The sequence below is a fragment of the Actinoplanes sp. URMC 104 genome, from assembly GCF_051386375.1.
Taxonomy (GTDB): Bacteria; Actinomycetota; Actinomycetes; order Mycobacteriales; family Micromonosporaceae; genus Actinoplanes.
This window is the reverse complement of record NZ_JBPQTO010000002.1, coordinates 561,374-586,517: the sequence shown is the minus strand read 5'-3', so window position 1 is coordinate 586,517 and position 25,144 is coordinate 561,374. Positions and strand designations below refer to the sequence as shown.

The window sequence follows — 25,144 nt, the reverse complement described above, 5'->3', positions numbered from 1 at the left end:
TGCCAGTTACTTGAGATAGACCAGCCCGTCGAGCGCCACCCCCGGGCGGCCGCTGGTGCCCTCGACCACGACCCGCACGGTGTGCTCGCCGGCCTGCGGCCACCAGCGCGACCACACCACCCGGCGCGGCTGCGGCGCGGACGAGCGCAGGTCGACCATCCCCTGCGGGCGGCCGTCGAGGAACACGCCGATCCGCCCCGCCCGCGGTCCCCGGCTCAGCACGAGCCCGGCCGAGGTGCCGCTGAACCGCCACGTCGCGCTCGCCCCAGCGGTGCTGCCGCCGACGGCCGTGCCACCGAGATACGACGGGTTGCGCAGGGTGTGCCACGTTCCGGAGCGCTGGGCGGAGACCTCCGAGACGACCCAGGGCGTACGGGTGACCGACGCGCTCACCGCGTTGCCGGCCCGGTCGGTGGCGCGCACCGTGAAGGTCGTTGCCCGGTTCGCCGGCGCGCCGACGTCGCGCGTACGGATCGCGGTGCCCAGGTTTCCGGCGACCGGCCGCACCAGGCCCACCGAGCCCAGCGCCACGTTGTCGCCCACGTTCCAGTCGAGGTGCATCGGCACCGCGGCGCCGCTCACCGTGCCCGGCCGCAGCCCCAGGTCGGGCCTGCGCCGGAAGATCGGCGCGCTCGCGTCCGAGACGACCCGGCTGCTGACGGTCGTCGACCGGCCCGACAGGTGCAGCGCCCGGACGGTGACGGAGTGGCTGCCCGGCGCGAGCCGGATCGCCGCGGTGCGGTTGCTGCCGGGCGTGGCGACCCGCAGCACGCCGTCGACCCACACCTCGAAACGGTTGATCAGCGCGCTCGGCGTGCTGGTGGTCCAGACCGGCCGGATCAGGCCCTTGGTGAAGTACAGCTTGCCCGCGAGCGCCGCGCCCGGCATGCGCAGCACGTGCACCCCGGTGGGCGCGCCGCCCGCGATCGCGCGGATCGACGGGAGCTGCGCGTAGAGGGCGTTGCCCGGGCAGGCGGTGAGCCCGGCGTCGCGGTGGCCCGCGATGCGCCACAGCGTCACCCTGCGCCCCTGCGGGAACCGGTTGCCCCCGCCGGAGGTGAGCACCACGCGGCCGGCCGGCGCGTTGCCGTACGCCCCCAGCTTGTAGGCGGCCACGGCGGCGATCATCGTCCGGACCCGGGGCGTGACCCGCACGCCGCCGTAGTTGCCGATCACCGCGATGCTGCTCGCGTCGGCGTTGAAGCCCAGCGTGTGCGCGCCCAGCACGGTGCGGCCCACGCCGCCCTTGCGGCCCTCGAAGACCGTGCCGCACTTGTCGATCAGGAAGTTGTAGCCGACGTCGTCCCAGCCGCGGCTGCGCACCTGATAGGCCTGGATGCCCCGCACGATGCTCGCCGACTGCGCACAGCTGTAGTCGTTGCCGCTCGCGGTGTGGTGCACGAAGAAGACCTGGGTGGGCCCGGTGTATTCGGGCGCGCCCTGGACGATCGCCTCGTTGGCTCCCCACGCCGCCCTGGTCAGCATGCGGGGGACCGGCCGGGCCGGCAGCGGGACGGCCCTCCGTGCCGATGCATGTTCTTGCGCGGTGGCGCGCCTTCCCCCGGTCGCGCGCTCTTCCACGGTTGCGCGGTTGTTCGCGGTTCGGCGGTTCGCGGGCTGGGGCGTATCGGGGTTGATCAGGTCCACGCGCAGGCCGGCGGGGAGCGGGCGGCGGGCGCCGCGCACGCGGGTCTCGATGCCGTCGGAAGGGCCGACCCACAGCGGGTCGGACGAACCGCGTACGTCCGCGGGAGCGCGACCGTCGGTCTCGAGCGTCCGCCACGGCGTCCACCGGCCGGTGCCGATCGCGCGGGTGCGCACCTGCACCACGCCGTCGACGGTCGCGCGCGGGTCGGCCCAGGTGACGCCGAGCAGGCTGAACGGCCTGAGCGTCGTCGCGGCCCGCCCGGCGACCCCGGTCAGCGTGATCGTCTGCAACGCCGGGTCCGTCGCCGCGGCGGCGCCCGTGGTCGCCTCCGCCGCAGGGACGCTCCCTCCGCCCGCGATCATCGTCAGCAGCGCGACGGCAGCAGAAATTCTCGTCCGATTCCGGTGCACGTGTCCCCCCATGGTGCTGGTCGGTCGGCCGTGTGCCACCTTGCCGCTCCCGCGTACGCCCGTCCCGGGAATCCGAAAACAAGCGGGGCATATCGGCCGAAAAGCGCCGCGATCTGGCCGAACGTCCGGCGTGTCGTCGATCGGTCCGCTTGTTTAAAGACGCGGCTGACCCTGCCGATGGGATGACGTGACCCGAATGGACGCCGGCGCCCCGGCGCGCCCCCGCAAGGGCGTGCTCGGCTTGGGCCTCTACCTGGCCCTCGCGGTGCCGTTGCTGGCGGTGCAGACCCTCGCGCCTCCGGCGGTCCAGGGTGTCGCGTTCATCCTGATCATGGCGCTGGGCCTTGCCGCGCTGCACGTCGGCCCGCGCCGGCACCTGCCGCCCGCCGAGCGGGGCCCGTGGCGCTACCTGCGGACCGCCGCGTACCTCTTCGTGGCCGCGACCGTGGTGCGGGTGGCCGTGCCGTCGACCGACACGTCCCCGCCCACGAAGATGATGCTGATCCCGGACGCGCTCGTCCTGCCCGCGTACGTCTGCATCGGGACCTCCTTCGCGCTGATGCTGCGCCGTCGCCGCGCCGCCGACGACGATCCCGCGCAGGTCGACGCGCTGCTCGTCGGGCTGGCCGGCGCGTTCCTCACGTGGACGTTCGTGATGGCGCCGGCCGTGGCGGGCTCGGGGATGGACCTGCTGCGGATCGTCGACGCGTGCTTCCCGGTCATCGACGTCGTGCTGCTCGTGCTGATCGCCCAGCTGATGCTGGCCGGCGGCGTACGCCAGCCCTCGCTCTGGCTGCTGGTGGTCTCGGCGACCGCGATGTTCGTCGGCGACCTGCTCTACACGCTGCACAACGCTCAGCTGATCGACGTCGCCGAGCAGACCTTCGACTCGATGTTCGCGCTCATGCTCGTGACGGTTCCGGCCGCGGCGCTGCACCCGTCGATGCGGACGCTGACCGAACCACAACAAATCGTCGTACGGGACCTCAGCCGTCGCCGTCTCATCGTGATCGGGCTGGTGGTCGCCGTGCCGACCGCGGTGACCTCGATGATGCCGCGAAGCGGGTTCGCCAGCGACCTGGTCCGGGCGACGCTCAGCGTGCTGCTGATCCTCGCCGTGCTGGCCCGCGTCGTCCGCTCCAACAACTCCCGGGCGCGCGCCGAGCAGGCCAGCCGCCGCCGCGCCACCCACGACGCCCTCACCGACCTGCCCAACCGCGAGCTGCTGTCGGAGACCGTGAGCCGCTGGGCCGAGCAGGCCGACGGGCTCGACATCAGCCTGCTGTTCATCGACCTCGACCGGTTCAAGATGGTCAACGACCACTGGGGCCACAAGGTCGGCGACGAGCTGCTCTGCGCCGTGGCCGACCGGCTGTCCGCCCAGGTGCGCGCCGGCGACCTGGTCTCCCGCATCGGCGGCGACGAGTTCGTGATCGCGCTGGCCAGCCCGTCGCACTCGCGGCTGGCCGAGTCGCTGGCCGACCGCCTGATCGAGGACTTCGCCCGCCCGTTCCCGCTGTCGGTGGGCGACGTCGTCATCTCCGCGTCGATCGGCGTCGCGAGGTCGCACGGCGGCGCGCACGCCCTCGAGCTGATCCGCGACGCCGACACCGCCATGTACAAGGCCAAGGGGTCCGGCCGCAACGCCGTCGCCCTGTTCGACTCGTCGCTGCGGGAACGGGTGCGCGAGCGGGTCCACCTGGAGCAGGCCCTGCGCGGCGCCGCCGAGCGCGGCGAGCTGGCCGTGCACTTCCAGCCCATCGTCGACGTCGCCACCGAGGAGCTGGACGGGTTCGAGGCCCTCATGCGCTGGCAGTCGCCGCAGCTCGGGTTCGTGAGCCCCGCCGAGTTCATCCCGGTAGCCGAGGAGACCGGCATGATCGTCGAGATGGGCGAATGGCTGCTGCGGGAATCGGCACGACAGTTGGTGGAATGGTCCGCCGTACGGGGACCGACCGCCCGTCCGCTGCACATGTCGGTCAACGTGGCCGTGCGCCAGCTGCGCGACGGCTCGCTCGTACGCATCGTGGACGAGGTCCTCCGCGACACCGGGCTGCCGCCGTCGTCGCTGTGGCTCGAGATCACCGAGTCCGGCGTCATGGAGGACATCGAGGCGACGCTGCTCACCCTGAACGCCCTGCACGCCCTGGGCGTCACCCTCTGCATCGACGACTTCGGCACCGGCTACTCGTCGCTCAGCTACCTGCAGCGGCTCCCCATCGGCATCGTGAAGATCGACCGCTCCTTCGTCTCGCGCATCGCCGACGGCGCCGACGAGCCGATCGTCCGCGCGGTGCTCGCCATGACCCACGCCATGGGCCACCGGGTCGTGGCCGAGGGCGTCGAGACCCCCGAGCAGCGCGACTGGCTGCGCAACCAGGCCTGCGACCTGATCCAGGGCTGGTTCTACGGCAAGGCCGACCGCCCGGAGAACCTGACCCACTGGCTCACGCCGAAGGTCTCCGCCTGACGGCGGCCGGCACGGGCCACTCCGACCGACGCCCCGACCCGCATGCCCGGCCGGTGCCGCATGTCGGCGATGGTCAGCGGAACCGGTCCGCGTTGCCCGCGAGCCAGTCCGCGAAGGTGCGCGGCGGGCGGCCCATCACCTGCTCGAACGTGTGCTGCACGGTGGTCTCGTCGATCAGGCCCTCGCGGTAGAACTGGAAGAACGCGTCCACGTACGGCTGGGGGGTGTCCTTGAGCATCTCCGCCCGAGCCACGTCGTCGGGCAGCGCCTCGAAGGTGAGGTCGCGGCCGATCGCGTCGCCGAGCATCCGGACCCGTTCCCCGGTGGACAACGTCTCGGGACCGCTGAGCCGGTACGCCTGGCCGTCGTGCCGGTCCTCGGTCAGAGCGGCGACGGCAACCGCGGCCAGGTCGGCGGGATGGACCACGGACAGCGGCACGTCGCCGAACGCCTCGCGGATCACGTCGCCCTCGCGGAGCTGCGGCAGCCAGCGCAGCGCATTGGACATGAAGGCGTTGGGCCGCAGGAAGGTCCACTGGACGCTGCTGCCGCGGACCGTCTCCTCCGACTCGATCATGTACTTGGCGACGGCGTTGTCCTTGCGGCCGCTCGGGGCGGCGGACGACGACAACAGCACCACTTTGGACACGGACGCCAGCGTGTCCGCGAGCCCGGCGTACCCGGGCAGGGTGAACAGGGCATCCGCGCCGGTCAAGGCGTCCGCGTACGACGTGGCGTCGTTCAGGTCGCCGGGCACGAAGGTGACCCCGGCCGACAGGTCGGCGGGACGGTGTCGGGCCACCGCGCGGACGTCATGCCCGAGCGCGGCCGCCTGGGCCGTCACCTCGCCGCCGACGTTGCCCGTCGCCCCCAGCACGATGATGCGCATCGCCCCACGATAGGCCGCACGGCGGCCCGCGCCAGGGCACGATCGGACCCGCTGGACGAATCGAGTCCTCGTGCGGTACGGCAACGCCCTCCCTGTTGAGGATCAACGCGTTGGGACCAGCATTCAGGTGCCCAAGCCGGGGGCTGTCGCGGTGGTGATCGTCGTACCGTCCTTGGCGCGTGCGGTCAGCCGGGCGCCGTCGACCGCGACGCCCGGCGCCCAGATCAGGAACAGGTCACGGTCGGTCGAGCCGGTGAGCGTGGCGCCGGACGGCAGTGACGCCGTGATCGAGGTCGCCTTGGCGGGCAGGCGCCCGATCAGCAGATGAGCCTTCAACACCGCGTCGGCCCCGCCGTAGAAGATGATCCGGTCGTGCGGCCCGTCGTCCGTCCTCGAGGCGAACGTCTCCTCCACCCCGGAAGCGCCGAGCCGACAGGTGCTGATCCGCTCGTCGGGTTCGGAGACGTAGACGCGGATCTGCCCGTCACGGTCGCGGGCCACGAACCGCTGCTCGAGCCGGTCGGCGATCTCGCCGTTGAGTTCGGTAAGTTCGCGCCGGCATGCCGCGCCTGCCTGCTCGTCGGTCAGCGGCTGCGGCATCTCGTCGGCGGTGGACGCGGCGCTGCACCCGGGCGCGGTGGCCAGGACCGCCAGGGCAGCGGTCACCGTGGGTGCCCATCGACGGGACGAACTCGGCATCGTGGCTCCTCGAGGTTTCCGGCCACCCGGCATTCGATCACGAGCGGCTCCGCACTGTACGCCTCTGATCTCCGCAGGCTCGATGGCCTGGCTCGGCGCCGGTTGACCGACGGCCCACGTCGGTGGAGACCGGATGATCAGCCTTTGCGGGCGGGGGCCAGCGACGGGTACGGCTTCAGCGTGATCGCGTCGGCCTTGCCGAACTGCCTGGCCAGCAACTGCCGCATCGGCCAGTGCCCCATCGAGCGCATCGACAGCGCCCGCATGCGGATCATCAGCCGGGAGCGCGGAGCGGCGGCGGCCATGCCGCCGGGTGGCAGCCGGGTGCCGTCGGCGACGTACGCGGCCATCGCGGACTGGTAGGCGGCGAAGGCCTCCGGGGGCGACTCGGCCAGCTCGCCGGCCAGGACGTACGCGCCGACCAGGGCCAGGCTGGTGCCCAGGCCGGCCAGCGGCGAACCGCAGTAGCCGGCGTCGCCGAGCAGCACCACCCGGCCGCGGTGCCAGCGGTCGACGTACACCTGGTCGAGCGAGTCGAAGTAGAGGTCGTCCGCGCCGGGCAGGGCGGCCAGCAGCGAGGGGACGCGCCAGCCGGCGCCCGCGAAACGGTCGGTCAGCAGGCGGATCTGCGCGGCGCGGTCGAGGCGGCCGAGGCGGTCGGAGCAGCGGAAGCTCAGGTACGCCTTGGCGGTGCCGGCCCGCTCGGGTCGCAGCCCGGCCACCCGGCCGCCGGGCGCGTTGAACATCAGGAACCAGTTCTCGAGATCGCCGGGGTCGGGCACGCTGAACAGGGCGTGGTAGCCGCCGAGCGGACGGACGAAGTCGCCGTGCGGCCCGAAGGCGAGCGCGCGGACGCCGGAGCGGACCCCGTCGGCGCCGACCACGAAGTCGAAGCGCTCGGTGCTGCCGCTCGCGAACGTGACGTCGACGCCGCCCGGATCCTGGGCCAGGGCGGTGACGTGCTCGCCGAAGCGGTAGTCCACGAAGGACGTGGTGGCGTCGAGCAGCAGGCGGCTCAGGTCACCGCGGGCGATCTCGATCTCGGCGACGACGCCCTCGCCGCCGAACAGGTCGGCGGGCATCGCCGCCAGGCGGCGGCCGCGGTCGTCGACCAGGGCCCAGCCGCGCTCGTCGACGCGGTTCGCGTGCACGGCGGGCATCAGGCCCATCCGCTCGACGACGGTGCGGGCCACCCCGCGGATGTCGACGGCGTGGCCGCCGGGACGGGGCGCGGGGGCCCGCTCGACGATGGTCACGGAGGCGCCGGCGCGGTGCAGCCACCAGGCGAGGGCGGGGCCGGCGATCCCGCCGCCGGAGATGAGGATGCGCATCTGCGTACGGTGTCCCGCGATGTACTAGGACTGCAATTCGCGCTAGTACAGTGCCGGGATGGCGAGTGAGCGTACTAGTACGGCGCCGTACCGCAGGATCGTGGCGGAGATCCGCCGCCGCATCGAGTCGGGGGAGCTGCAGCCCGGCGACCGGGTCCCGTCCGCGCGGGCGATCACCCGCGAGTGGGGCGTCGCGATCGCCACCGCGACCAAGGCGCACGCCACCCTGCGCGAGCAGGGGCTGACCCTGCCGCGGCCCGGGGTCGGCACGGTCGTCGCCGGGTCGCTGCCGCGCCGCGAGCACGAGCTGAGCCGGGACCGCATCGTCCGGACCGCGGTGGCGTTCGCCGACGAGCACGGGATGGCCGAGCTCACGATGCGCCGGCTCGCCGCCGAGCTGGGCGTGGCCACGATGGCGCTCTACCGGCACGTGGCCGGCCGCGACGAGCTGGTCATCGGCATGATCGACGTGGCGATCGGCGCGATCCGGCTGCCCCGGCGCCCGCCGCCGGACTGGCGGGTGGCCCTCGAGCTGTGCGCCCGTGAGCAGTGGGCGGCCTTCCAGCGCCACCCGTGGCTCGGCCCGTCGATGTCGCTGACCCGGCCGCAGCTCGCACCGAACGGGGTGCTGCTCAGCGAGTGGGTGCTCAAGGCGTTCGACACCACCTCGCTGACCGTCAGCGACCGGATGTACGCCCAGATCATGCTGTTCACGTTCGTGCGCGGGCTCGCGGGCGCCCTGGAGATCGAGAACGAGGCGATCCGCGAGACCGGGATGACCAACGAGCAGTGGCTGCAGACGCAGGCAGGCTCGCTCGCCGGTCTGATCGACTCCGGTGCGCTGGAGCACTTCCGCGAGCTCACCGAGCACGGGTTCGACTTCGGGCTGGACAAGCTGTTCGAGTTCGGCCTGGCCCGCCTGCTCGACGGGCTCAGCCTGCTGGTGGACGTCAGGGCTCCAGGATGAGCACGACCTTGCCGTGGCTGTGCCGCGACTCGACCGCCCGGTGCGCCTCGGCGATCTCGGCGAGCGGGAACGCCTGCACGGGCAGCACCACCTTGCCCCGCGCGGCCAGGGCGACCACTTCGGCGAGACGCCGGGGATCGCGGCCGGCCCGCACGACCCGTACGCCGTGCTTCTCCGCGGCCTCGTCGTCGACGATCGTGCCGATCCGGTCCGCGGCGATGCCCAGCTCCACCGACTGGGCGATCGCCTCCGCGCCGGCCGCGTCGAGCGCCACGGTCGGCTGCAGGCCGAGCTCGCGGACGTCCCGCACCAGCCCGGCGCCGTAGGTCACCGGGATCGCGCCCTGCCGCCGTACGCGGTCGTGGTTGCCGGGGCTCGCCGAGCCGATCACCGTCGCGCCCGCGAGCCGCGCGAGCTGGGTGGCCACGGTTCCGACGCTGCCCGCGGCCGCGTGCACCAGCAGCACGTCGCCCGCGTCGACACCCAGCTCCAGCAGCGCGCCGCTCGCCGTCTGCGACGCGGCGACCAGGGCCGCGGCGGCGGGAAAGCCGAGGCCGGCGGGCTTGCGGACGACGGTCCCGGCGCGTACGCACACTCGCTCGGCGGCGCCGTTGAGCATGGTCGAGCCGAGCACCGCGTCGCCGACGGCCAGGTCCCGTACGCCCTCTCCCAGCGCCTCGACCACACCGGCGTACTCCTGCCCGATCGTCTGCGGGAAGTGCACCTCGGCCCACGGCATGAGCCCCTGGCGCACCGCGACGTCGAACGGCTGGACACCGGCCGCCAGCACCCGTACGCGTACCTCGCCCGGCGCCGGCTCCGGATCGGGGACGTGCACGACGTGCAGCACCTCCGGCGGACCGAACCTGTCGAACACCGCAGCTCTCATGAGACGAGCCTGCAAGCTCAACCCCGGTTGAGGTCAAGGGCGCTGCACGCGCGCTGCACGCGGGGCGGTCCACGGTGGTCGGCATGACAACTGACGCACAGAACTTGAGCGAGCGGCTGCTGGCCGCGCTGATCGGGGCAGCCGAGCTGTTCACCGTCGAGCTCGGCCGTGAGCTGGGCCTCTACGCGGCGCTGCGGGACCGGCCCGCGGACGCCGGCGAGCTTGCGAAGACGGCCGGGATCGACGAGCGGTACGCCCGGGAGTGGCTCGAACAGCAGGCCGCCGCCGGTTTCCTGACGGTCGAGGACGGTCGTTTCGCGCTCGCCGCCGGCGCGAGCGACGTGCTGCTCGACGAGGGCGGACCTCACTTCCTCGGTACGGCGGGGGAGTTCGCGGTCGGGCTGGGTCTGCTCACGCCGCGTGTGGCCGAGGCGTTCCGCACCGGCGCTGGTGTTCCGTACGCCGATTACGGCAAGCACATCCGGCACGGCATCGCGGCGTTCAACCGTCCGATGTTCGACCACCTGCTCACCGCGGAATGGCTGCCCGCCGTGCCCGAGATCGAGTCGCGGCTGCGGGCCGTGCCGGGCGCGCGGGTGCTCGACCTGGGGTGCGGCACCGGCCGGTCCTCGGTGGCGCTGGCCCTGGCGTACCCGGCCATCACCGTGCGCGGGATCGACCTCGACCCGGCCTCGATCAAGGAGGCGCGCGCGGCGGCCGCCACAGCCGGTGTCGCCGACCGCGTTAGCTTCACCCTCGGCGACGCGGCCGATGTGGACGGAGAGTACGACCTCGTCACGATCTTCGAGGCGCTGCACGACATGGGCGACCCCGTCGGCGTGCTGCGCGCCGCCCGCGGGCGGCTGGCCCCCGGCGGCACCGTGTTCATCGGCGACGAACGCGTCGAGGACACGTTCACGGCGCCCGCCTCGGAGATCGAGAGGCTCCAGTACGCGTTCAGCGTGCTGCACTGCCTGCCGGCGACCCGCGCCGAACAGCCGGTGATCGCCAACGGCACGATCCTGCGCGCGCCGACGCTGCTCGAGTGGGCGCGGTCGGCCGGCTACGAAAAGCCCGAAGTGCTGGACATCCCCAACGACTTCTGGCGGTTCTACCGGCTGCGGTGACGGCCCGGCGCCCGTGCTGTCGGTGGGCGTCGCCTGTGGACAACGCGATCCGTGGTGGGGCGGGCTGTGGAAAACTCGGTCGGCGCAGCCCCGGCCCTGCGTAGGGTGGTGGCCCCCAGGGCGGGTGGGCTGGCTGGTGGGGCGGGCTGTGGAGAACGCGGTTGCGGCGGCCCGCTCTGCGTAGGGTGGTGGCCCCCAGGGCGGGTGGGCTGGCTGGTGGGGCGGGCTGTGGAGAACGCGGTTGCGGCGGCCTGCCCGGCGTAGGGTGGTGGCCCCCAGGGCGGGTGGGCTGGCTGATGGGGCGGGCTGTAGAACCGCGGTCGCGGCGGCCCGCCCGGCGTAGGTGGTGGCCCCCCCAGGGCGGGTGAGCTGGCTGATGGGGCGGGCTGTGGAAAACGCGGTTGCGGCGGCCCGCCCGGCGTAGGGTGGTGGCCCCCAGGGCGGGTGGGCTGGCTGGTGGGCCGGTTGTGTGCCGACAGGCGAGCCGCTGGCTGAGGCGTGCCGGCGGGGCAGCCGGCTGTTGGCCGCAGGGTGGGCCGGCTCGTGGGCCTACGGGCAGGGCTGCGGGTGGGCGCGACGGGCTGCGGGCGGACGTGACGGTCGCCGGGCCGGGCTGCGGGCGGACGTGAAGGCCGGCGGGCTGTCGGATTTCGGCTGCTCGGGGCGCTCGGCAGGCCGGTGGCCGTAGGGTCGGCGCGTGCTCGTCCGGATGCTCGGGCCGTTCGAAGTGAGCGGCGACCACGGGCCGGTGGAGGTGCACGGCGGGAGCCAGCGCACCGTGCTGGCCCTGCTCGCGCTGCACGCTGGGCGGCCGGTGAGCGTTGCGACGCTGATGGACGCGCTCTGGCCGGACGGGCCGCCGGCCTCGGCGCGCAACAGCCTGCAGTCGCATGTGGCCCGTCTGCGGGCGGCGCTCGGCGGGGCTTCGGGGCTGGTGGCGCTCGGGCCGGCGAGCTACTGCCTGTCCGTGGCGCGGGCGGACGTCGACGTGCTGCGGTTCGAGGATCTGCTGCGCGACGGCCAGGTCGAGGCTGCGCTACGCCTGTGGCGTGGGGCGCCGTTGCCGGAGTTCGAGGGAGAGCCGTTCCGGGGTATGGCGGAACGGCTCGCCGGCCTGCACCGCGACGCCCTGGCGCGCTGGGTGCGCGCGCTCCTGGAGAGCCCGCCCGGGGCCGGTGTGCGTCTGGAGAACCCGCCCGGGGGTGACGGCGTGCTGCTCGAGAGCCCGCCCGGGGGTGACGGCGTGCGGATGGAGAGCCCGCACGGGACCGGCGTGCGTATGCAGAGCCCTGGGGAGGCGGAACCAGCGGCACGCGGGGGAGGGAACGAGTTCGAGCGGGCGGTGGATGAGCTGCGCGAGGCGGCGGTGGCGGACCCGTGCTGGGAGCGCGGCGCCGAGGTGCTGGCGAAGGCGCTGGCCAGGAGCGGGCAGCGAGGAGAGGCGCTCGAGGCGCTGAGGCGGCACGCGGACGCGGTGGTGGAACGGCTGGGGATCGACCCGTCGGAGAGCGTACGGCTGCTGCAGGTCGAGCTGCTCCGCGGCGAGCCGGCAAGGGCCGGGCAGGCGGCGGCCGGTGGGCGGCGGGTGCCGCTTCGCTTCTCGTCGTTCCTGGGCCGGGACGCCGAGCAGCGCAGGCTGGCGGAGATGGTGGCGCAGCGGGGGCTGGTGACGGTCACGGGGCCGGGCGGGGTGGGCAAGACCCGGCTCGTCGCGGAGACGGTGCGGGCGGGGGCGCGGGTGGCGTGGGTGGACGCGGCCGACGTGGCGGCGGAGGACTTCGTGGCGGCGGTGGCGGTGGGCGTGGGGGCGCGGGTGGGGCCGCTCGACGACGCGCTCGCGATGATCGCGCGGCAGGCCCGGGCGTACTCGGTCGTCGTCCTGGACAACTGCGAGCACGTTCTGGAGCCGGCCGCGGCGGTGGTCGAGGCGATGCGCGGCGTGCGCGTCGTCGTGACGAGCCAGGAGAGGCTGCGGACGGACGGCGAGCGCGTCCTCGACCTCGGTCCGCTGCCGCCGGCGGACGCGGCCCGGCTGTTCCGGGAGAGGGCGCAGGTGCCGGCGGACCCGGCGGACGTGGCGGAGATCGTACGGCGGCTGGATCGTCTGCCGTTGGCGATCGAGCTGGCGGCCACGCAGGCGTCCGCGCTGGGCGTCGCGGAGCTGCGCGAACGGCTGGACGACCGGCTCGACCTGCTCGACCGGGGGCGGCGTACGGGCTCGGCGCGGCACCGGACGCTGCGCGCGGTGGTGGCGTGGTCGTTCAGCTTGCTCGAGCCACGGGCGCGCACCGTGCTGTGCCGGCTGTCCGCGTTCGCGGGAGCATTCACGGTGGCCCAGGCGGAGGCGGTGGTCGCGGACGAAGCGGTGGCCCAGGCGGAGGCGGTGGTCGCGGACGGAGCGGCGGCCCAGGCGGAGGCGGTGGTCGCGGACGGAGCGGCGGCCCAGGCGGAGGCAGTGGTCGCGGACGGAGCTGCAGGCCAGGCCGAGGCGGTGGTCGCGGGCCAAGCGGTGGTCGGGGACGGCGACGGGGTGGTGCCGCGGCGGGCGGTGGCGGCCGAGCTGGCGGGGCTGGTCGACCGGTCGTTGGTGGCGCGCCACGGCCCGGGGCGGTTCCGCCTTCTCGAGACGGTCCGGGCGTACGCGGCCCGGCAGCCCGCCGACGACCGGGCGGCGCTGTTCCGCAGGCACGGCGAGACGATGCTCGCGGCCGCCCGCCGGCTCGACCGGGAACTGCGCGGGCCGGCGCAGGCCGCCGCCGTGCGGGAGCTCGACGAGCTGCTGCCCGACCTGCGGCTGGCCGCGGCCCGCGTCGGCCCCGGCCTGCGCGAGCAGCTGGCGGCCGCGCTCTACCGGTACGGCTACCGCTGCCAGCAGTACGAGGTGCTGGCATGGGGCCGGCACGCCACCAGGAACCCCGACGCGCTGGCCGCGGCAGCCACGCACGCCTGGGGCCGCGGCGACCTGGCCGAGGCGCGGTCGCTCGCGGCGGCGGCGGACCCGCCCAGCGACCCCGTCCACGAGGTGCTCGGCGACGTGGCGCTCGTCTCCTGCGACCCGGACACGGCCCTGGCGCACTACCGCGCGATGGGCGACGAGCCGGTGCACCGCGTCTCCGGCCTGACGGGGGAGGCGCTCGTCTGCGCGTACGCGGGCCGGACCGCGCAGGCCGTGGCGGCCGCGGAGTCCGCTGTGGAGCTTGCCGGGGCGATCGGCAACCCGAGCGCGCGGGCCGAGGCGCTCTACGGGCTGGGGGAGGCCCTCGGCGACACCGACCCGGACCGGGCGCTCGACTTGCTGACCGAGGCCGCGAAGCTGGCCGCGAGCGTCGACGACCGCCTGTTCCTGGGCGCGGCCGAGACGGCGGCGGTCGCGATCCGCAGCCGGCACGGCGATCCGGCGGCGGCGCTGGCCGCGTTCCGCGACGTGCTGACGCTGTGGCGGCGGGTGGGCAACGACACCCTCCGTACGGCGGCGTTGCGCAACCTCGTCGTCCTGCTCGTGCGGGTCGGCGCGGACGAGACGGCCGTACTGGTGGACGCCGCGCTGCCGGTCGCGGACGTCTACCCGGCCGAGCGCGCCCGCCTCGACCGGGCCCGCTCGGCGGCCGCCGAACGGCTCGGCGCGGGCCCGGTGGCGGCGCTGCGGCGGCGGGGCGCGCTGCTGTCGCCGGCCCAGGTGCACGACGAAGCGTCACGGGCGATCGACGCTGCGCTGTCCCGGTTGGCCGGATAGGTGGCTTTGGTCGCCGCCCGGTCACGAAAGCAGGACGCGCCGGGCCCGTCGCCCGCGGCGTCGCTACCGTTAGCGCGTGTCTGAGATCCCGTGGTGGGGGCTGCCCCTCGTCGCCGCCGTGTTCGCCCTGGCCGGAGCCGCTGCGGTGCAGTTCGCGTCGGCCCGCAACGACTACCTGAGCAGCCGCCGCAAGCGCACCCGGCGGTGGTACGAGGAGCGCAAGGCCGCGTACGTGGCTCTGCTCGCCGTCTTCGAGCGCGACACCTACCGGCTGCGGGCCGCGTACGACGCCGGGGAGAAGCCGGTGCCCGCGCTGGTCTACCTCGACGACGTGGCGCCCGCGCTGATGCGGGTGCGGCTGCTCGCCTCCGGCCCGGTGCGCAGCGCCGCGCTCGCCGTGCACGTCCTTTTGCAGAAGCTGCACGGCGAGATGAACCCGGCGGCCGTGATCGGGGTCGAGCCGCAGACGCACTTCCGCGAGCTGCTGACCCAGGTTCCGCTGGTCATGCAGGAGTTCGAGGCGGCGGTCCGGGACGAGTTGCGGATCGAGGCTACCCCGCCGGCGCAGCCCGTGGCGGCCGACGCCGACCTGCGCGGCCGGGCGCGGGCCCTGCTGAGACGACCCGCACGCACCGAGCCTCTGGATGGACTGGCCGAAGTCGGGCAGGATCTAGGTCGTGACCGATGAGAGCCCCCTCGACTCCGTGTCCGCCGCCGTGGTCCGCAGCGGGATCGTCGCGATCCTGCGCGCCCCCACGGCCGACTACTTCGCCACCGTCGCCAACGTGCTGGTCGACAACGGCATCACCGCGCTCGAGGTGACGCTGACCTCGGCGGGCGCGCTCGAGGCGCTGGCCGGTCTGCGCCGCCAGCTGCCCGCCTCCGTGGCGGTCGGCGCCGGCACCGTGCTGACCTCCGCCGACGTGAAGGCCGCGGTCGACGCCGGCGCCGAGTTCCTGGTGTCGCCCGTCTTCGACGCCGAGCTCGTCCGCAACTCCCCGGTGCCGTTCATCCCCGGCACGTCCACCCCCACCGAGATGTACGCGGCCCACCAGGCCGGCGCCGCGCTGGTCAAGCTGTTCCCCGCGGCCGGTCTCGGCCCGCGCTTCCTGCGCGACGTGCGCGCCCCGCTGCCGCAGATCCGGGTCATGCCCACCGGCGGCGTCAAGATCGAGGACATCGCCGACTGGCTGTTCGCGGGCGCCAAGGCGGTCGGCGTCGGCAGCCCGCTCGTCGGCGACGCGGTCGCCGGCGGCAGCCTCACGGCCCTGGCCGCCCGCGCGCGGCACGCGGTCAGCGCGGTCTCCTTCGCCCGCTCATGACGGGCCTGCTCACCTTCGGTGAGACGATGGGCCTGGTCGCCGCCGACGGGATCGGCCCGCTGGCGCACGCCAGGAGCTTCTCGTTCGGCATCGGCGGCGCCGAGAGCAACGTCGCGATCGGCGTGGCCCGCCTCGGCGGCGAGGCGACGTGGCTGGGCCGGGTGGGGCCCGACGCGACGGGAGCCCTGATCGCCGGCCGGATAGCCGCTTCGGGCGTACGGACCCTCGCGATCACCGACGAGTCGTTCACCGGCCTCATGGTGCGCCACCGGCGGTCCGGCGAGTTCACCCAGGTCGACTATCACCGGGCGGGCAGCGCGGGCTCACGGCTCTCGCCCGCCGACGTGCCCGCCGCCGAGCTCACGGCCGCCTCGATCGTGCACGTCACCGGCATCACGCCGGCGCTCAGCGAGACCGCGCGGGCCGCGGTGTTCCAGTCGGTCGAGACCGCGCGGGCTGCCGGGGTGCCCGTCTCGGTCGACGTCAACTACCGCGCCAAGCTGTGGAGCCGCTTCGACGCCGCGCCCGTGCTGCGCGACCTGGTGTCGCGCGCCGACGTGGTCTTCGCCTCGCCCGAGGAGGCGGCGCTGTTCGTCGACGACGGCGACGTGCCCGCCGCGCTGGCCGAGCTGGGCCCGGCCGAGGTGGTGGTCAAGGACGGCGGCCGCGGCTGCGTCGCGCTGATCGAGGGCAAGCGCTACGAGGTGCCGGCGCTGCCCGTCACCGTGGTCGACCCGGTGGGCGCGGGGGATGCGTTCGTCGCGGGCTACCTCGCCGACCGGCTGGCCGGCGCGGCCGCCGCCGACCGGCTGACCACCGCGATCGCCGCCGGCGCCTTCGCCGTGACCGTGCCCGGCGACTGCGAGGGCGCCCCCACCCGCGCCGAGCTGGCGTCCCTGTCCGGCGCCGACGTCCGCCGCTGACCAGCCCGCACGCCGCTGACACCGGCCCGATCGGCTCGCCGGTGACCAGCCCGCTCGTGCGCCGCTGACCGGCCGCCGGTGATCAGCCCAACCCGGGCGCCGCTCACCGGTCCTATCCGGCCGTCTTTCCGGTGATCTTGCTCAGCGGGAAGCGGACGCCGGTGAGCTGCTCCGACACCGTCCACAGGCGGCGGGCCACGGCGTCGTCGCGGGCGGCCCTGGACCGGCCGACCAGCTTCGGAGCGCCGCGCCCCTCGAGGAAACCGCTCGGCCCGGCAAAGCTGTTGCCCGGCACGTCGGCCAGCGCCGCGTAGAGGGTTGGCCGCGCGCCGCCCTCGTCGCTCTGGGCGATCAGGTTCACGAAGCCGTGCTGGATGGCCATGATCCAGGCGGGGCGGTCCGGCCGGCGCAGCAGGTTCGTGGCCGCGAGGCCGGGATGGGCGGCGGTCGCCAGCACGGGCGAGCCCGCCTCGGTGAGCCGGCGCTGCAGCTCGGCCGTGAACAGCAGGTTGGCGAGCTTCGACTGCCCGTACGCGGCCATCGGGCGGTAGCGGCGGCGCTCCCAGTTCAGGTCGTCGAAGTCGATCGTGCCGGCCCGGTGCCCGGTCGACGAGACGGTGACCACGCGCTGCCGGATGCGCGGCAGCAGCAGGTTCGTCAGCGCGAAGTGCCCCAGGTGGTTGGTGCCGAACTGCAGCTCGAACCCGTCGGCGGTCCGGCTCAGCGGCGGCACCATCACGCCCGCATTGTTGACGAGCAGGTCGAGCGGCCCGTCGTGCTCGTCCGCGAACGCGCGCACCGAGGCGAGGTCGGCCAGGTCGAGGTGGCGTACGTGCACGTCGCCGCTCATGGTGGCGGCCGCCTCGCGACCCTTGGCGAGGTCGCGGACGGCCAGCACAACCCGTGCTCCCCGGGCCGCGAGCGCCCGGGCGGCGGCCCGCCCGATCCCGCTGTTGGCACCGGTGACGATGGCCGTGTGGCCCTTGCCGAACGTTGATGTTGTCATGAGCAACAATGTAGGCGGCGACAACAATGTCGTCAATGGCAACAAAGAGCGGCTAGGATCGGCCCGTGCCGCCCTACCACCATGGTCAATTGCGATCCGCGCTGCTCGACGCGGCGGAGAAGAGCCTGCGCGAGCAGGGGGTCGAGCAGCTCTCGCTGCGGGAGCTGGCCCGCGAGCTGGGCGTCAGCCATGCCGCGCCGCGGCGCCACTTCCCGGATCGGCAGGCGCTGCTCGACGCGCTCGCCGAGGCGGGGTTCGAGCGGCTGCACGCCGAGCTGCGCGCCGCGGCCGCGACACCCGACTACGTGCCGCGCGTCGAGGCGGTCGTGGGGGCGTACATCCGCTTCGCCACCGAGGACGCGGCGCTGCTCGAGCTGATGTTCACGGGCAAGCACCGCCCGGGCGCCGAGCGGGTCGCGGCGGCGGCCGAGCCCGCGTTCGCGCTGATGAACGACCTGATCGTGCAGGGGCAGGCGGAGGGCAGGCTGGCCGCGGGCGATCCCGGGCGGATCGGCGTCGTCATGTTCGCCACGATGCAGGGCATCGCCGCGCTGCTCAACGGCGGCCTGGTCGAGCCGGAGCTGCTGGACGGCCTCGTCGAGACCGCGGTCGACCAGTTCCTGCGCGGGGCCGGCCCGCGCTAGCGCTGCTGGCCGGCCTCGCGGGCCAGGCGCTTGCGTTCGCGCTGCTCACGGGTGTAGCGCTTGCGGTTCTCGAGGTCGCGCTTCCACTGCTCGCGCGCCTGCTCGTCGCAGCCTTGCACGGCGTTCTGAGTCTGGGCCGGGCCGATCAGCGACCGGAACCACCAGTCGTCGAACGTCTCGTGGAACCACTGCCGCACCCGTCCACGCCCCGCGGCGTCCTTCGCCATGCCCCTGCTCCCGTCCGTTGCCACGCCAACAATTTGTACCCCAACCATCGGCGGGCAACCAGCGGATGTGAGAAGCGTCCGACTACGCCGGCCGCGTCATCACCGCGGTGAGGGTGGTGACCCGTTCGGGCTCGTCCAGCGGCCCGGCACCGTGGCGGTCCAGGTGGATCGCGCGCAGACCGGCCGCGCGCGCGGGCACGACGTCGAGGTCGTGGCGGTCGAGGGCGTCGGCGACCGCGCCCCGGTGGTCGAGCAGGGTGTCGTCGAGGTCGAGGAGCACGCAGCGCAGCGCGGGTCGATCAGACACGGGCGCGCAGGCGGCGCAGCATGCGGGCGTCGCTGAAGCCGACCGCGCGGGCCGCCGCCTCCACCGTCGTGCCGTGGCCGATCAGGTATTCGGCGCGCTCGACCCGCAGCCGCTGCTGGTAGCGCAGCGGGGTCTGGCCGGTCGCCGCCTCGAAGAGCCGGGTCAGGGTCCGCTCGCTGACCCCCGCTGCCGAGGCGAGGTCGCCCAGCGGCAGCGGGGTGGTGAACTCGGAATCGATGCGGTCCTGCACCCGGTGCACCACGTCGCTGAGGTGCCCGCGGTAGCGCAGCATCGCCGAGGCCTGCTGCTCGTGGCCGTTGCGGCGGGCGTAGACGACCATCTCGCGCGCCACCCGGGCGGCGACCGCGGGCCCGTGCCGCTGCGCGACCAGGTGCAGCGCGAGGTCGATGCCGCTCGCGATCCCGGCGGAGGTCACCACCCGCTCGTCGCTGACGTAGAGCACGTCCCGGACGACGATGGCGCGCGGATGGTCGCGCGTGAGCCGGTCCTGCAGGTCGTGGTGGGTGGTGCAGCGGCGCCCGTCGAGCAGGCCGGCGCGGCCCAGCGCCTCGGCGCCCGAGCAGACGCTGGCGACCGTGCCGCCCGCGGCGTGGTGCGCGGCGATCCGCCGCAGCAGCGCGGGGCCGACGGGGCCGAACCCGTCGCGCCAGCCGGGCACCACGACCAGGTCGTCCGGGCGCAGCGCCGGCCACTCGACCGACGCCTGCAGCCGCACGCCCTGCCAGGACGGCACGGACGGGGTCTCGGCCACGTAGTCGAGGCGGTAGCCCGGCGCGGTGGAGAACACCTGCGCCGGGCCGGCCAGGTCGAGCAGGTGCACCTGCGGGGCCAGCACGAACACCACCCGGTGCACGATCCGGTCACTCCCCCAGATAGTCGTCCACGGTCCGCACGGCGGCGAACCGGCCGGCCAGCGCGTACTCGGTGCGGGCCACCACGTCCGCCGCCGCCAGCGTACGCGGGTCGGCGAGCAGCTCCTGGACGCTCTGGCCGGCCGGCGCCGTCCAGTGCGGGATCGGGAACGTCCCGGTGGCGTCGGTGACGAAGGTGACCTCGTAGCCGAAGTCGGAGGCCACCCGGGCGGTGGTCTCCACGCACTGCTCGGTGCGCAGCCCGCAGACGGTCACGGCGGTGACCCCGGCCGCGGTGAGGTACTGCTGCAGGTTGGTCGTGCTGAACGCGTTGTGCGAGGTCTTGACGACGACGTGGTCGTCCTTGGCGGGCTCGAGCTCGTCGATGACGTGCACGTGCCCGGTCTCGGGGTCGAACAGGTTGCCGGTGCCCGGCTCGGCGTGCAGCACCCAGACGACCCGGTCGCCGGCGGCCCGGGCGGCCTCCACGAGGCGGTTCACGTTCGGGATGAGGCCGGGGTTGTTCAGGGTCCGCCAGAGCGGTCGCTGCCGGAACGATTCCTGGACGTCGATGACGAGGAGCGCGGTGGTCATGCGGACGATTTTTCGCCGTACGCCCCCGGATGCGGAAGGCACCATCGCGCCCGGAGCCGGAACGATCCGGTCGCTCGCCCGAGGCGCGGCGGCGCAACCGACGAGATAATGCGCTTGTGCAGAGCGCATACGAGTATGTCGATGTCGTCCGGCCGCCGCGGTTGCGCGCCGGCGACCACGTGCGACTGGTGTCGCCGACGGGCCCGCCCGCGCGGGCGGACGTCGACGCCACGGCCCGCCGGCTGGAGAGCCTGGGCCTGCGGGTGTCGGTCGGTCCGAGCGCGCTCGACCCGGCGGCCGAGGCGGACCGGATCCGCGACATCGACCAGGCCCTGCGCGACCTGTCGGTCAAGGCGATCGTCGACGTCGGCGGTGGCACGGGCGCCCACCGGATCGCCGACGACCTGGACTTCTCCACCGCCGCGCACCTGCCGACGCTGCTGGTCGGCCGCGACTGCACGATCCTGCACCTGGCGTTCTGGGAGCGCTCCGGGCTGGCCGGCATCTACGGCCGCCCGGACGAGTCGTTCGCGGCCGCGGCCTTCGGCACCGAGCCCGTGGTGCTGCGCAGCGAGCCCGACTCGCACACCGCGGAGCTGACCACGAGCGGGCAGGCGGCCGGCGTGCTGCTCGGCGGCGACCAGGAGCAGATCGCGACCGCCGCGGGCTGGGTGCTGCCGAGCCTGCACGGGGCGATCCTGCTGCTCGAGGCGTACGGGCTGCGGGCCGAGCAGATCGACCGGCAGCTGACCATGCTGGAGCGCACCGGGCGGCTCAAGGGCGTTCGCGGAGTGGCGATCGGCCGGTACACCGAGTGCGGCCCCGGCCCGGTGCTGGACGTGCTGCGGGAGCGGCTTGCGCCGCTGGGCGTGCCGATCCTCGGCGGCTTGCCCGTCGGCCGCGAGGCCATCCCGGTCGGCACCCCCGCGTTCCTCGACGCGCAGGCAGGCACCCTGACGATCGAATCCGCGGTTTCCTGACGGCGTTGTCGATTCCGCGCCTGCGGTGTTCGTCGGTGCAATGACACGATCCGCAGAACGGAAGGAATCGAGATGGCGAAGTACACCCTGCTGATCTACGGCGACCCGGCCCGCTGGGACGCGATGACCGACCAGGAGTGGGAGGCCAACCACGCCGGGCACGAGCAGTTCCGCGCCGCGGCGGGCGCCCGCGTCGTCGGCGGCCAGCAGCTCGAGGGCCCGGCGACGGCCACCACGCTGCGCGGCGCGGTCACCTCGGACGGGCCGTTCCTCGAGACCAAGGAGGTGCTCGGCGGCTTCTACCTGCTCGAGGCGGCCGACCTCGACGAGGTGCTGGCGCTGGCGAAGCTGCTGCCCGAGGTGCACGCCGGGCACACCGGGGTCGAGATCCGGCCGGTCGTCGACCACGGATGAGCACGGACGTCGTCGCGGCGGTGGAGCTGGCCCACCGCCGCGACTGGGCACAGGTGCTGGCGACCACGGCCCAGCTCACCCGCGACCTGGACCTCGCCGAGGAGTGCACCCAGGACGCGTACGCCCGGGCCCTGGCGGTCTGGCCGCGCGACGGCGTGCCGGAGCGGCCGGGGGCGTGGCTCACCTCGGTGGCGCGCAACCGGGCGCTCGACGTGCTGCGGCGCGAGGCGGCGCTGCACCGCCGCCTGCCCCAGCTCGTGGTGTCGCCGCCGGAGGCGGACGACCGCCTGCGGCTGATCTTCACCTGCTGCCACCCGGCGTTGTCGCGCGAGAACCAGGTGGCGCTCACCGCCCGGCTGGTCTGCGGCCTGTCGACGGCCGAGGTGGCGCGCGCCTTCCTGGTCTCCGAGGCCACGATGGCGGCCCGGATCACGCGCGCCAAGAAGAAGATCGCCACCGCCCGCATCCCGTACCGGGTCCCGGCGCCCGACGAGCTAGCCGACCGGCTCGAGCCGGTGCTGGAGGTCGTCCACCTGCTCTTCACCACCGGCCACACCGCGCCGGTCGGCCCCGCCCTGATGCGCGGCGACCTCACGGCGGGCGCCCTGAGCCTGGCCCGGACCCTGCACCTGCTCATGCCCCGCTCGGCGCCGGTCGCCGCGCTGCTGGCGCTGCTGCTGCTCAACGACGCCCGCGCGGCCGCCCGCGTCGCCCCCGACGGCCGCCTGGTGCTGCTCGCCGACCAGGACCGCACCCTGTGGAACCACGCCCAGATCGCCGAGGGCGTGGCGCTGCTGACCGGCTCGCTGCGCCGGCACGCCCCCACGCGGTTCGCGGTCGAGGCCGCCATCGCCGCCGTGCACGCCGAGGCGCCGTCATGGGAGGCGACCGACTGGTCGGAGATCGCCGGGCTGTACGACGTGCTGCTGCGCCTCACCGGCGGCTCCCCGGTGGTGGCGCTCAACCGGGCCGTGGCGATCGGCTTCCGCGACGGCCCCCGGGCCGGGCTCGACGCGCTGGAGCCGCTGCTGTCCGAGCCGGCCCTGGCGACGTACGGCTATCTCGCCGCCGTCCGCGCCGACTTCCTGCGCCGGCTGGGCCGCAGTGCCGAGGCCGCGGCCGCCTACGAGGAGGCGCTGGCGCTGACCGACAACGAGACCGAGCGCGCCTTTCTGCGCGGCCGCCTCGGCTGAGGACGCGCCGCTGCCGGGGCACGGTCCGGCGTACGGGACCGGCTTGCCGCTAGGGTGCATCGGCATGAAGGTGCACGAGGAAGACGTCCGGATCGCCGGCGCGGGCCACGAGATCCGCGCCAAGGTGCTCACGCCCGACGGCGGCGGCGACCGGCCCGGCGTGCTGCTCTACACCGACATCTTCCAGCTCACCGAGTCGACGCTGCGCACCTGCCGCCGCCTCGCCGCGACCGGGCTGCTGGTGTGCGCGCCCGAGATCTATCCGCGCGGCGAGCTCGCCGGGGTGGCGCTCGAGTTCGACGACGCCGGCAAGCAGGCCGGGCTCGGCGCCGCGGCCGCCACGACGACCGCGCAGTTCGACGAGGACCGGGTCGCCGTGCTCGACTACCTCGCCGGGCGCCCCGACGTCACGACGCTGCACGCGGCGGGCTTCTGCCTCGGCGGGCACCTGGCCTTCCGCGCGGCCTTCGACGAGCGGGTCGCCTCGACGGTCTGCTTCTATCCGACCGGGCTGCACAACGGCGCGCTGGGCGCCGACGACGCCGGCTCGCTGGCCCGCGCCGCCGACATCCGCGGCAAACTGATGATCATATTCGGCTCCCGCGACCCGCACGTGCCCGCCGACGCGCGCCTGCGGATCGTGTCCGAGCTCTACGCCGCCGGCCTCGAGGACCTCGAACTGCACGTGTACGCCGGAGGCGAGCACGCCTTCATGCGCGACGTCGGCGCCCGGTACGACCCGGAGCTCACCGACCTCGGGCTGGCCGAGGCGGTCTCGTTCCTCGGCGGTCGCTCGCTGTAGCCACCGGCCGCTCGACGCGGACCGGGTCCCCCCGGACGAGCCCGTCGTGCACCCGCCACCGGGCCGTGACCGCGGCCCGCTCGGCGGCGGCGTCGCCCGAGGCGAGACGGTCGCGCAGCAGCCGCAGCGCGATCCGCCGGTTGAGCCCGAACTGCCGCTCGGTGTCGACCACCACGACGAGCCCCGACGGCCGGTGGGTGGCGCGCACGGCGGTGCTCGCCTTGTTGCGGTGCTGGCCGCCCGGGCCACCGGTGCGGGTGGCGACCACGTCGACGTCGTCCTCGCGGAACACGGTGTGCGGCACGTCCAGGCTGCAGGGCTGCGAGGTGACGTACCAGTTCTTGCGCCCGTGGCCCGGCCGGTAAGGGCTCGGCGCCTGCCAGCACAGCGTGCCCGTCCAGGCGTTCGCGAAATCGCCCGCCTGCCCGTCGATCCGGACGACGACCGACCGGTTGCCGGGGCCGGTCGCCACGCGCTCGGTTCGCAGCCCGGCCGCGGCCGCCTCGGTCTCGAGCCGGCGCACCAGCTCCGCGAGGGCCCACGTGCACTCGCGCGGCCCCCGACCGGCCGACAGCAGCAGGTGCACGCTCACCGGTGGCCCCGCGTCTTGTAGGTGACCAGCGGCACCGTCACCGCGACCGGCGTGGCCAGGTCGTGCGCGACCAGGTCGGCGATCACGTGCTCGATGCGCTTGTAGGCCGTCGGCGCCTCCTCGAACAGCAGCTGCCGGTCGCCGCAGACCACCAGGGAACCCACCGGCGTACGCCGCAGCTCGGCCACGGTGTGCTTGGCCTTGCCCCGCTTCAGCGCGTCCGCGCGGGACATCTTGCGCCCGGCGCCGTGCGCGACGGAGAAGTTCGCCTCCGCTCCGGCGTGCGCCGCGACCAGGTACGACGGCGTGCCGCGCGTGCCCGCGACCAGCACGTCGCGCCCGTCGCCGCGGGCCGCGCCCTTGCGGTGCAGATAGAGCCCGCCGCGGACCTCGACCAGGTTGTGGCACTCGTCGACGATCGGCTCGGCGGCCTCGGCCCCGAGCGCGTGCGCGACCCGACGCGCCATCAGCCGCCGGTTGAGCGACCCCCACCGTACGGCGTCGTCGTGGCTCTTCAGGTACGCGGCGGGGTCGGCGGCCGGCCCGGCGCCGTGCACCTCGGTGTGCGCCCGCAGGATGCTCTCGCCGAGCCCCCGGGATCCGCTGTGGACGATCAGCACGAGGTCGCCCTTCGCGAGCGGCGACTCGCGCAGCACGCTGTCGACCCGGGCGAGCTCGACGAAGTGGTTGCCCCGCCCGACGGTGGCGAGGCTGTCGGTGTGCCCCGCCGGGATCTCGTCGGGCCATTCGTCGTCGTCCGGGGTGAGTGCCCGGTCGAGGTCGGGGAAGCGGGCCGCGATCCGCTCGGCGTCGGGCCGCTTGAGCCGGATCGGGAACACGGCGATGCCGCACCCGATGTCGGACCCCACGAGAAACGGGTAGAGCACCGAGGACAGCATGGCCGCGCCGATCGGCGCGCCCTTGCCCGGGTGCAGATCGGGCATGCCGGCGACGTGGACCATCCCGTCGAGCGCGGCGACCCGGTCACACTGCGCGAGGGCGTCGGACTCGATCCAGCTGCCGGGAGAAGCAAAGACACGAACGGTGGACAAACGAGACTCCGCGAAGAGAGAGAGAAAGGAAAGGGGCGGCGGCGTCTCAGTAC

24 protein-coding genes are annotated in these 25,144 nt (G+C 74.4%); 12 read left to right on the top strand and 12 right to left on the bottom strand.

The features are described 5' to 3' along the window. Positions 1-6: 6 nt before the first annotated feature. Positions 7-2,058, bottom strand: coding sequence for an N-acetylmuramoyl-L-alanine amidase (locus ACSNN8_RS03680; protein ID WP_436646961.1), 2,052 nt, complete (start codon positions 2,056-2,058; stop codon positions 7-9). A gap of 196 nt (positions 2,059-2,254) precedes the next feature. On the opposite strand from ACSNN8_RS03680, the gene ACSNN8_RS03675 reads away from it, so the two are divergent. Further along, a complete protein-coding gene (locus ACSNN8_RS03675; RefSeq protein ID WP_436649394.1) occupies positions 2,255-4,528 on the top strand; it encodes a putative bifunctional diguanylate cyclase/phosphodiesterase in 2,274 nt (757 codons plus the stop codon). A gap of 73 nt (positions 4,529-4,601) precedes the next feature. Here the strand turns inward: ACSNN8_RS03675 and ACSNN8_RS03670 are convergent, their stop codons facing one another. The 3 genes from ACSNN8_RS03670 to ACSNN8_RS03660 all read right to left on the bottom strand — a co-directional run bounded on the left by ACSNN8_RS03670 (position 4,602) and on the right by ACSNN8_RS03660 (position 7,447). Beyond that, positions 4,602-5,417, bottom strand: coding sequence for an NmrA family NAD(P)-binding protein (locus ACSNN8_RS03670; protein WP_436646960.1), 816 nt, complete (start codon positions 5,415-5,417; stop codon positions 4,602-4,604). Between the two features lie 123 nt (positions 5,418-5,540). Continuing rightward, entirely contained in the window at positions 5,541-6,116 is a 576-nt protein-coding gene (locus tag ACSNN8_RS03665) for a hypothetical protein (RefSeq protein ID WP_436646959.1), read from the bottom strand. Between the two features lie 137 nt (positions 6,117-6,253). Continuing rightward, complete coding sequence (locus ACSNN8_RS03660; RefSeq protein ID WP_436646958.1) at positions 6,254-7,447, bottom strand: FAD-dependent monooxygenase; 1,194 nt, start codon at positions 7,445-7,447, stop codon at positions 6,254-6,256. 58 nt (positions 7,448-7,505) lie between these two features. Here ACSNN8_RS03660 and ACSNN8_RS03655 point away from each other — a divergent pair, with 58 nt between their 5' ends. Next, positions 7,506-8,414 carry a GntR family transcriptional regulator gene (locus ACSNN8_RS03655; RefSeq protein ID WP_436646957.1) on the top strand — a complete coding sequence of 303 codons (909 nt, stop codon included), beginning with the start codon at positions 7,506-7,508 and terminating at the stop codon, positions 8,412-8,414. Here the strand turns inward: ACSNN8_RS03655 and ACSNN8_RS03650 are convergent. Beyond that, positions 8,398-9,303, bottom strand: a complete 906-nt coding sequence (locus tag ACSNN8_RS03650; protein WP_436646956.1) for an NADP-dependent oxidoreductase — start codon at positions 9,301-9,303, stop codon at positions 8,398-8,400. The two genes, ACSNN8_RS03655 and ACSNN8_RS03650, sit on opposite strands and share 17 nt — an antisense overlap. An 83-nt stretch (positions 9,304-9,386) precedes the next feature. On the opposite strand from ACSNN8_RS03650, the gene ACSNN8_RS03645 reads away from it, so the two are divergent. From ACSNN8_RS03645 to ACSNN8_RS03625, 5 genes are all read left to right on the top strand, one after another. Continuing rightward, a complete protein-coding gene (locus ACSNN8_RS03645) occupies positions 9,387-10,430 on the top strand; it encodes a class I SAM-dependent methyltransferase (RefSeq protein ID WP_436646955.1) in 1,044 nt (347 codons plus the stop codon). 697 nt (positions 10,431-11,127) lie between these two features. Beyond that, positions 11,128-14,163, top strand: a complete 3,036-nt coding sequence (locus tag ACSNN8_RS03640; protein WP_436646954.1) for an AfsR/SARP family transcriptional regulator — start codon at positions 11,128-11,130, stop codon at positions 14,161-14,163. Between the two features lie 76 nt (positions 14,164-14,239). Continuing rightward, a complete protein-coding gene (locus tag ACSNN8_RS03635) occupies positions 14,240-14,851 on the top strand; it encodes a hypothetical protein (RefSeq protein ID WP_436646953.1) in 612 nt (203 codons plus the stop codon). Further along, complete coding sequence (locus tag ACSNN8_RS03630) at positions 14,841-15,485, top strand: bifunctional 4-hydroxy-2-oxoglutarate aldolase/2-dehydro-3-deoxy-phosphogluconate aldolase (RefSeq protein WP_436646952.1); 645 nt, start codon at positions 14,841-14,843, stop codon at positions 15,483-15,485. The genes ACSNN8_RS03635 and ACSNN8_RS03630 overlap by 11 nt, the downstream gene beginning before the upstream one ends. Continuing rightward, positions 15,482-16,408: a sugar kinase gene (locus ACSNN8_RS03625; protein WP_436646951.1), complete on the top strand. Its 927-nt coding sequence runs from the start codon at positions 15,482-15,484 to the stop codon at positions 16,406-16,408. The genes ACSNN8_RS03630 and ACSNN8_RS03625 overlap by 4 nt, the downstream gene beginning before the upstream one ends. 112 nt (positions 16,409-16,520) lie before the next feature. Here the strand turns inward: ACSNN8_RS03625 and ACSNN8_RS03620 are convergent, their stop codons facing one another. Further along, a complete protein-coding gene (locus tag ACSNN8_RS03620; protein WP_436646950.1) occupies positions 16,521-17,414 on the bottom strand; it encodes an oxidoreductase in 894 nt (297 codons plus the stop codon). Between the two features lie 65 nt (positions 17,415-17,479). Here ACSNN8_RS03620 and ACSNN8_RS03615 point away from each other — a divergent pair, with 65 nt between their 5' ends. After that, entirely contained in the window at positions 17,480-18,058 is a 579-nt protein-coding gene (locus tag ACSNN8_RS03615) for a TetR/AcrR family transcriptional regulator (RefSeq protein ID WP_436646949.1), read from the top strand. On the opposite strand, the gene ACSNN8_RS03610 is transcribed toward ACSNN8_RS03615, so the two are convergent. From ACSNN8_RS03610 to ACSNN8_RS03595, 4 genes are all read right to left on the bottom strand, one after another. Next, positions 18,055-18,285 (bottom strand): hypothetical protein, encoded by a 231-nt coding sequence (locus ACSNN8_RS03610; protein ID WP_436646948.1) that lies wholly within the window; start codon positions 18,283-18,285, stop codon positions 18,055-18,057. The two genes, ACSNN8_RS03615 and ACSNN8_RS03610, sit on opposite strands and share 4 nt — an antisense overlap. Positions 18,286-18,367: 82 nt before the next feature. Then, positions 18,368-18,592 carry a hypothetical protein gene (locus ACSNN8_RS03605; protein ID WP_436646947.1) on the bottom strand — a complete coding sequence of 75 codons (225 nt, stop codon included), beginning with the start codon at positions 18,590-18,592 and terminating at the stop codon, positions 18,368-18,370. Continuing rightward, on the bottom strand, positions 18,585-19,466 hold the full coding sequence (locus ACSNN8_RS03600; RefSeq protein WP_436646946.1) for a GlxA family transcriptional regulator: 882 nt from the start codon (positions 19,464-19,466) through the stop codon (positions 18,585-18,587). Before ACSNN8_RS03600 ends, ACSNN8_RS03605 begins: the two co-directional genes overlap by 8 nt. A 7-nt stretch (positions 19,467-19,473) precedes the next feature. Then, positions 19,474-20,058, bottom strand: coding sequence for a cysteine hydrolase family protein (locus tag ACSNN8_RS03595; RefSeq protein ID WP_436646945.1), 585 nt, complete (start codon positions 20,056-20,058; stop codon positions 19,474-19,476). A gap of 116 nt (positions 20,059-20,174) precedes the next feature. Between ACSNN8_RS03595 and ACSNN8_RS03590 the strand changes: the two genes are divergently transcribed. The 4 genes from ACSNN8_RS03590 to ACSNN8_RS03575 all read left to right on the top strand — a co-directional run bounded on the left by ACSNN8_RS03590 (position 20,175) and on the right by ACSNN8_RS03575 (position 23,447). Next, positions 20,175-21,038, top strand: coding sequence for a S66 peptidase family protein (locus tag ACSNN8_RS03590; RefSeq protein ID WP_436646944.1), 864 nt, complete (start codon positions 20,175-20,177; stop codon positions 21,036-21,038). A gap of 72 nt (positions 21,039-21,110) precedes the next feature. Then, positions 21,111-21,452, top strand: coding sequence for a YciI family protein (locus ACSNN8_RS03585; RefSeq protein ID WP_436646943.1), 342 nt, complete (start codon positions 21,111-21,113; stop codon positions 21,450-21,452). Beyond that, a complete protein-coding gene (locus ACSNN8_RS03580) occupies positions 21,449-22,645 on the top strand; it encodes an RNA polymerase sigma factor (protein ID WP_436646942.1) in 1,197 nt (398 codons plus the stop codon). The genes ACSNN8_RS03585 and ACSNN8_RS03580 overlap by 4 nt, the downstream gene beginning before the upstream one ends. Positions 22,646-22,709: 64 nt before the next feature. Next, on the top strand, positions 22,710-23,447 hold the full coding sequence (locus tag ACSNN8_RS03575; RefSeq protein ID WP_436646941.1) for a dienelactone hydrolase family protein: 738 nt from the start codon (positions 22,710-22,712) through the stop codon (positions 23,445-23,447). Here ACSNN8_RS03575 and ACSNN8_RS03570 read toward each other — a convergent pair. Continuing rightward, positions 23,392-24,039 carry a peptide chain release factor-like protein gene (locus ACSNN8_RS03570; protein ID WP_436646940.1) on the bottom strand — a complete coding sequence of 216 codons (648 nt, stop codon included), beginning with the start codon at positions 24,037-24,039 and terminating at the stop codon, positions 23,392-23,394. The genes ACSNN8_RS03575 and ACSNN8_RS03570 overlap by 56 nt on opposite strands. Next, complete coding sequence (locus ACSNN8_RS03565) at positions 24,036-25,091, bottom strand: RNA ligase RtcB family protein (protein ID WP_436646939.1); 1,056 nt, start codon at positions 25,089-25,091, stop codon at positions 24,036-24,038. Before ACSNN8_RS03565 ends, ACSNN8_RS03570 begins: the two co-directional genes overlap by 4 nt. Between the last annotated feature and the right edge of the window lie 53 nt (positions 25,092-25,144).

Bases quoted from the DNA above. Each gene is read 5' to 3' on its own strand.
- ACSNN8_RS03670 (WP_436646960.1), bottom strand. From the start codon at position 5,417: ATGCGCATCATCGTGCTGGGGGCGACGGGCAACGTCGGCGGCGAGGTG.
- ACSNN8_RS03675 (WP_436649394.1), top strand. From the start codon at position 2,255: ATGGACGCCGGCGCCCCGGCGCGCCCCCGCAAGGGCGTGCTCGGCTTG.
- ACSNN8_RS03585 (WP_436646943.1), top strand. From the start codon at position 21,111: ATGGCGAAGTACACCCTGCTGATCTACGGCGACCCGGCCCGCTGGGAC.
- ACSNN8_RS03575 (WP_436646941.1), top strand. From the start codon at position 22,710: ATGAAGGTGCACGAGGAAGACGTCCGGATCGCCGGCGCGGGCCACGAG.
- ACSNN8_RS03650 (WP_436646956.1), bottom strand. From the start codon at position 9,303: ATGAGAGCTGCGGTGTTCGACAGGTTCGGTCCGCCGGAGGTGCTGCAC.
- ACSNN8_RS03610 (WP_436646948.1), bottom strand. From the start codon at position 18,285: ATGGCGAAGGACGCCGCGGGGCGTGGACGGGTGCGGCAGTGGTTCCAC.
- ACSNN8_RS03625 (WP_436646951.1), top strand. From the start codon at position 15,482: ATGACGGGCCTGCTCACCTTCGGTGAGACGATGGGCCTGGTCGCCGCC.
- ACSNN8_RS03655 (WP_436646957.1), top strand. From the start codon at position 7,506: ATGGCGAGTGAGCGTACTAGTACGGCGCCGTACCGCAGGATCGTGGCG.
- ACSNN8_RS03620 (WP_436646950.1), bottom strand. From the start codon at position 17,414: ATGACAACATCAACGTTCGGCAAGGGCCACACGGCCATCGTCACCGGT.
- ACSNN8_RS03580 (WP_436646942.1), top strand. From the start codon at position 21,449: ATGAGCACGGACGTCGTCGCGGCGGTGGAGCTGGCCCACCGCCGCGAC.
- ACSNN8_RS03645 (WP_436646955.1), top strand. From the start codon at position 9,387: ATGACAACTGACGCACAGAACTTGAGCGAGCGGCTGCTGGCCGCGCTG.
- ACSNN8_RS03595 (WP_436646945.1), bottom strand. From the start codon at position 20,058: ATGACCACCGCGCTCCTCGTCATCGACGTCCAGGAATCGTTCCGGCAG.
- ACSNN8_RS03665 (WP_436646959.1), bottom strand. From the start codon at position 6,116: ATGCCGAGTTCGTCCCGTCGATGGGCACCCACGGTGACCGCTGCCCTG.
- ACSNN8_RS03660 (WP_436646958.1), bottom strand. From the start codon at position 7,447: ATGCGCATCCTCATCTCCGGCGGCGGGATCGCCGGCCCCGCCCTCGCC.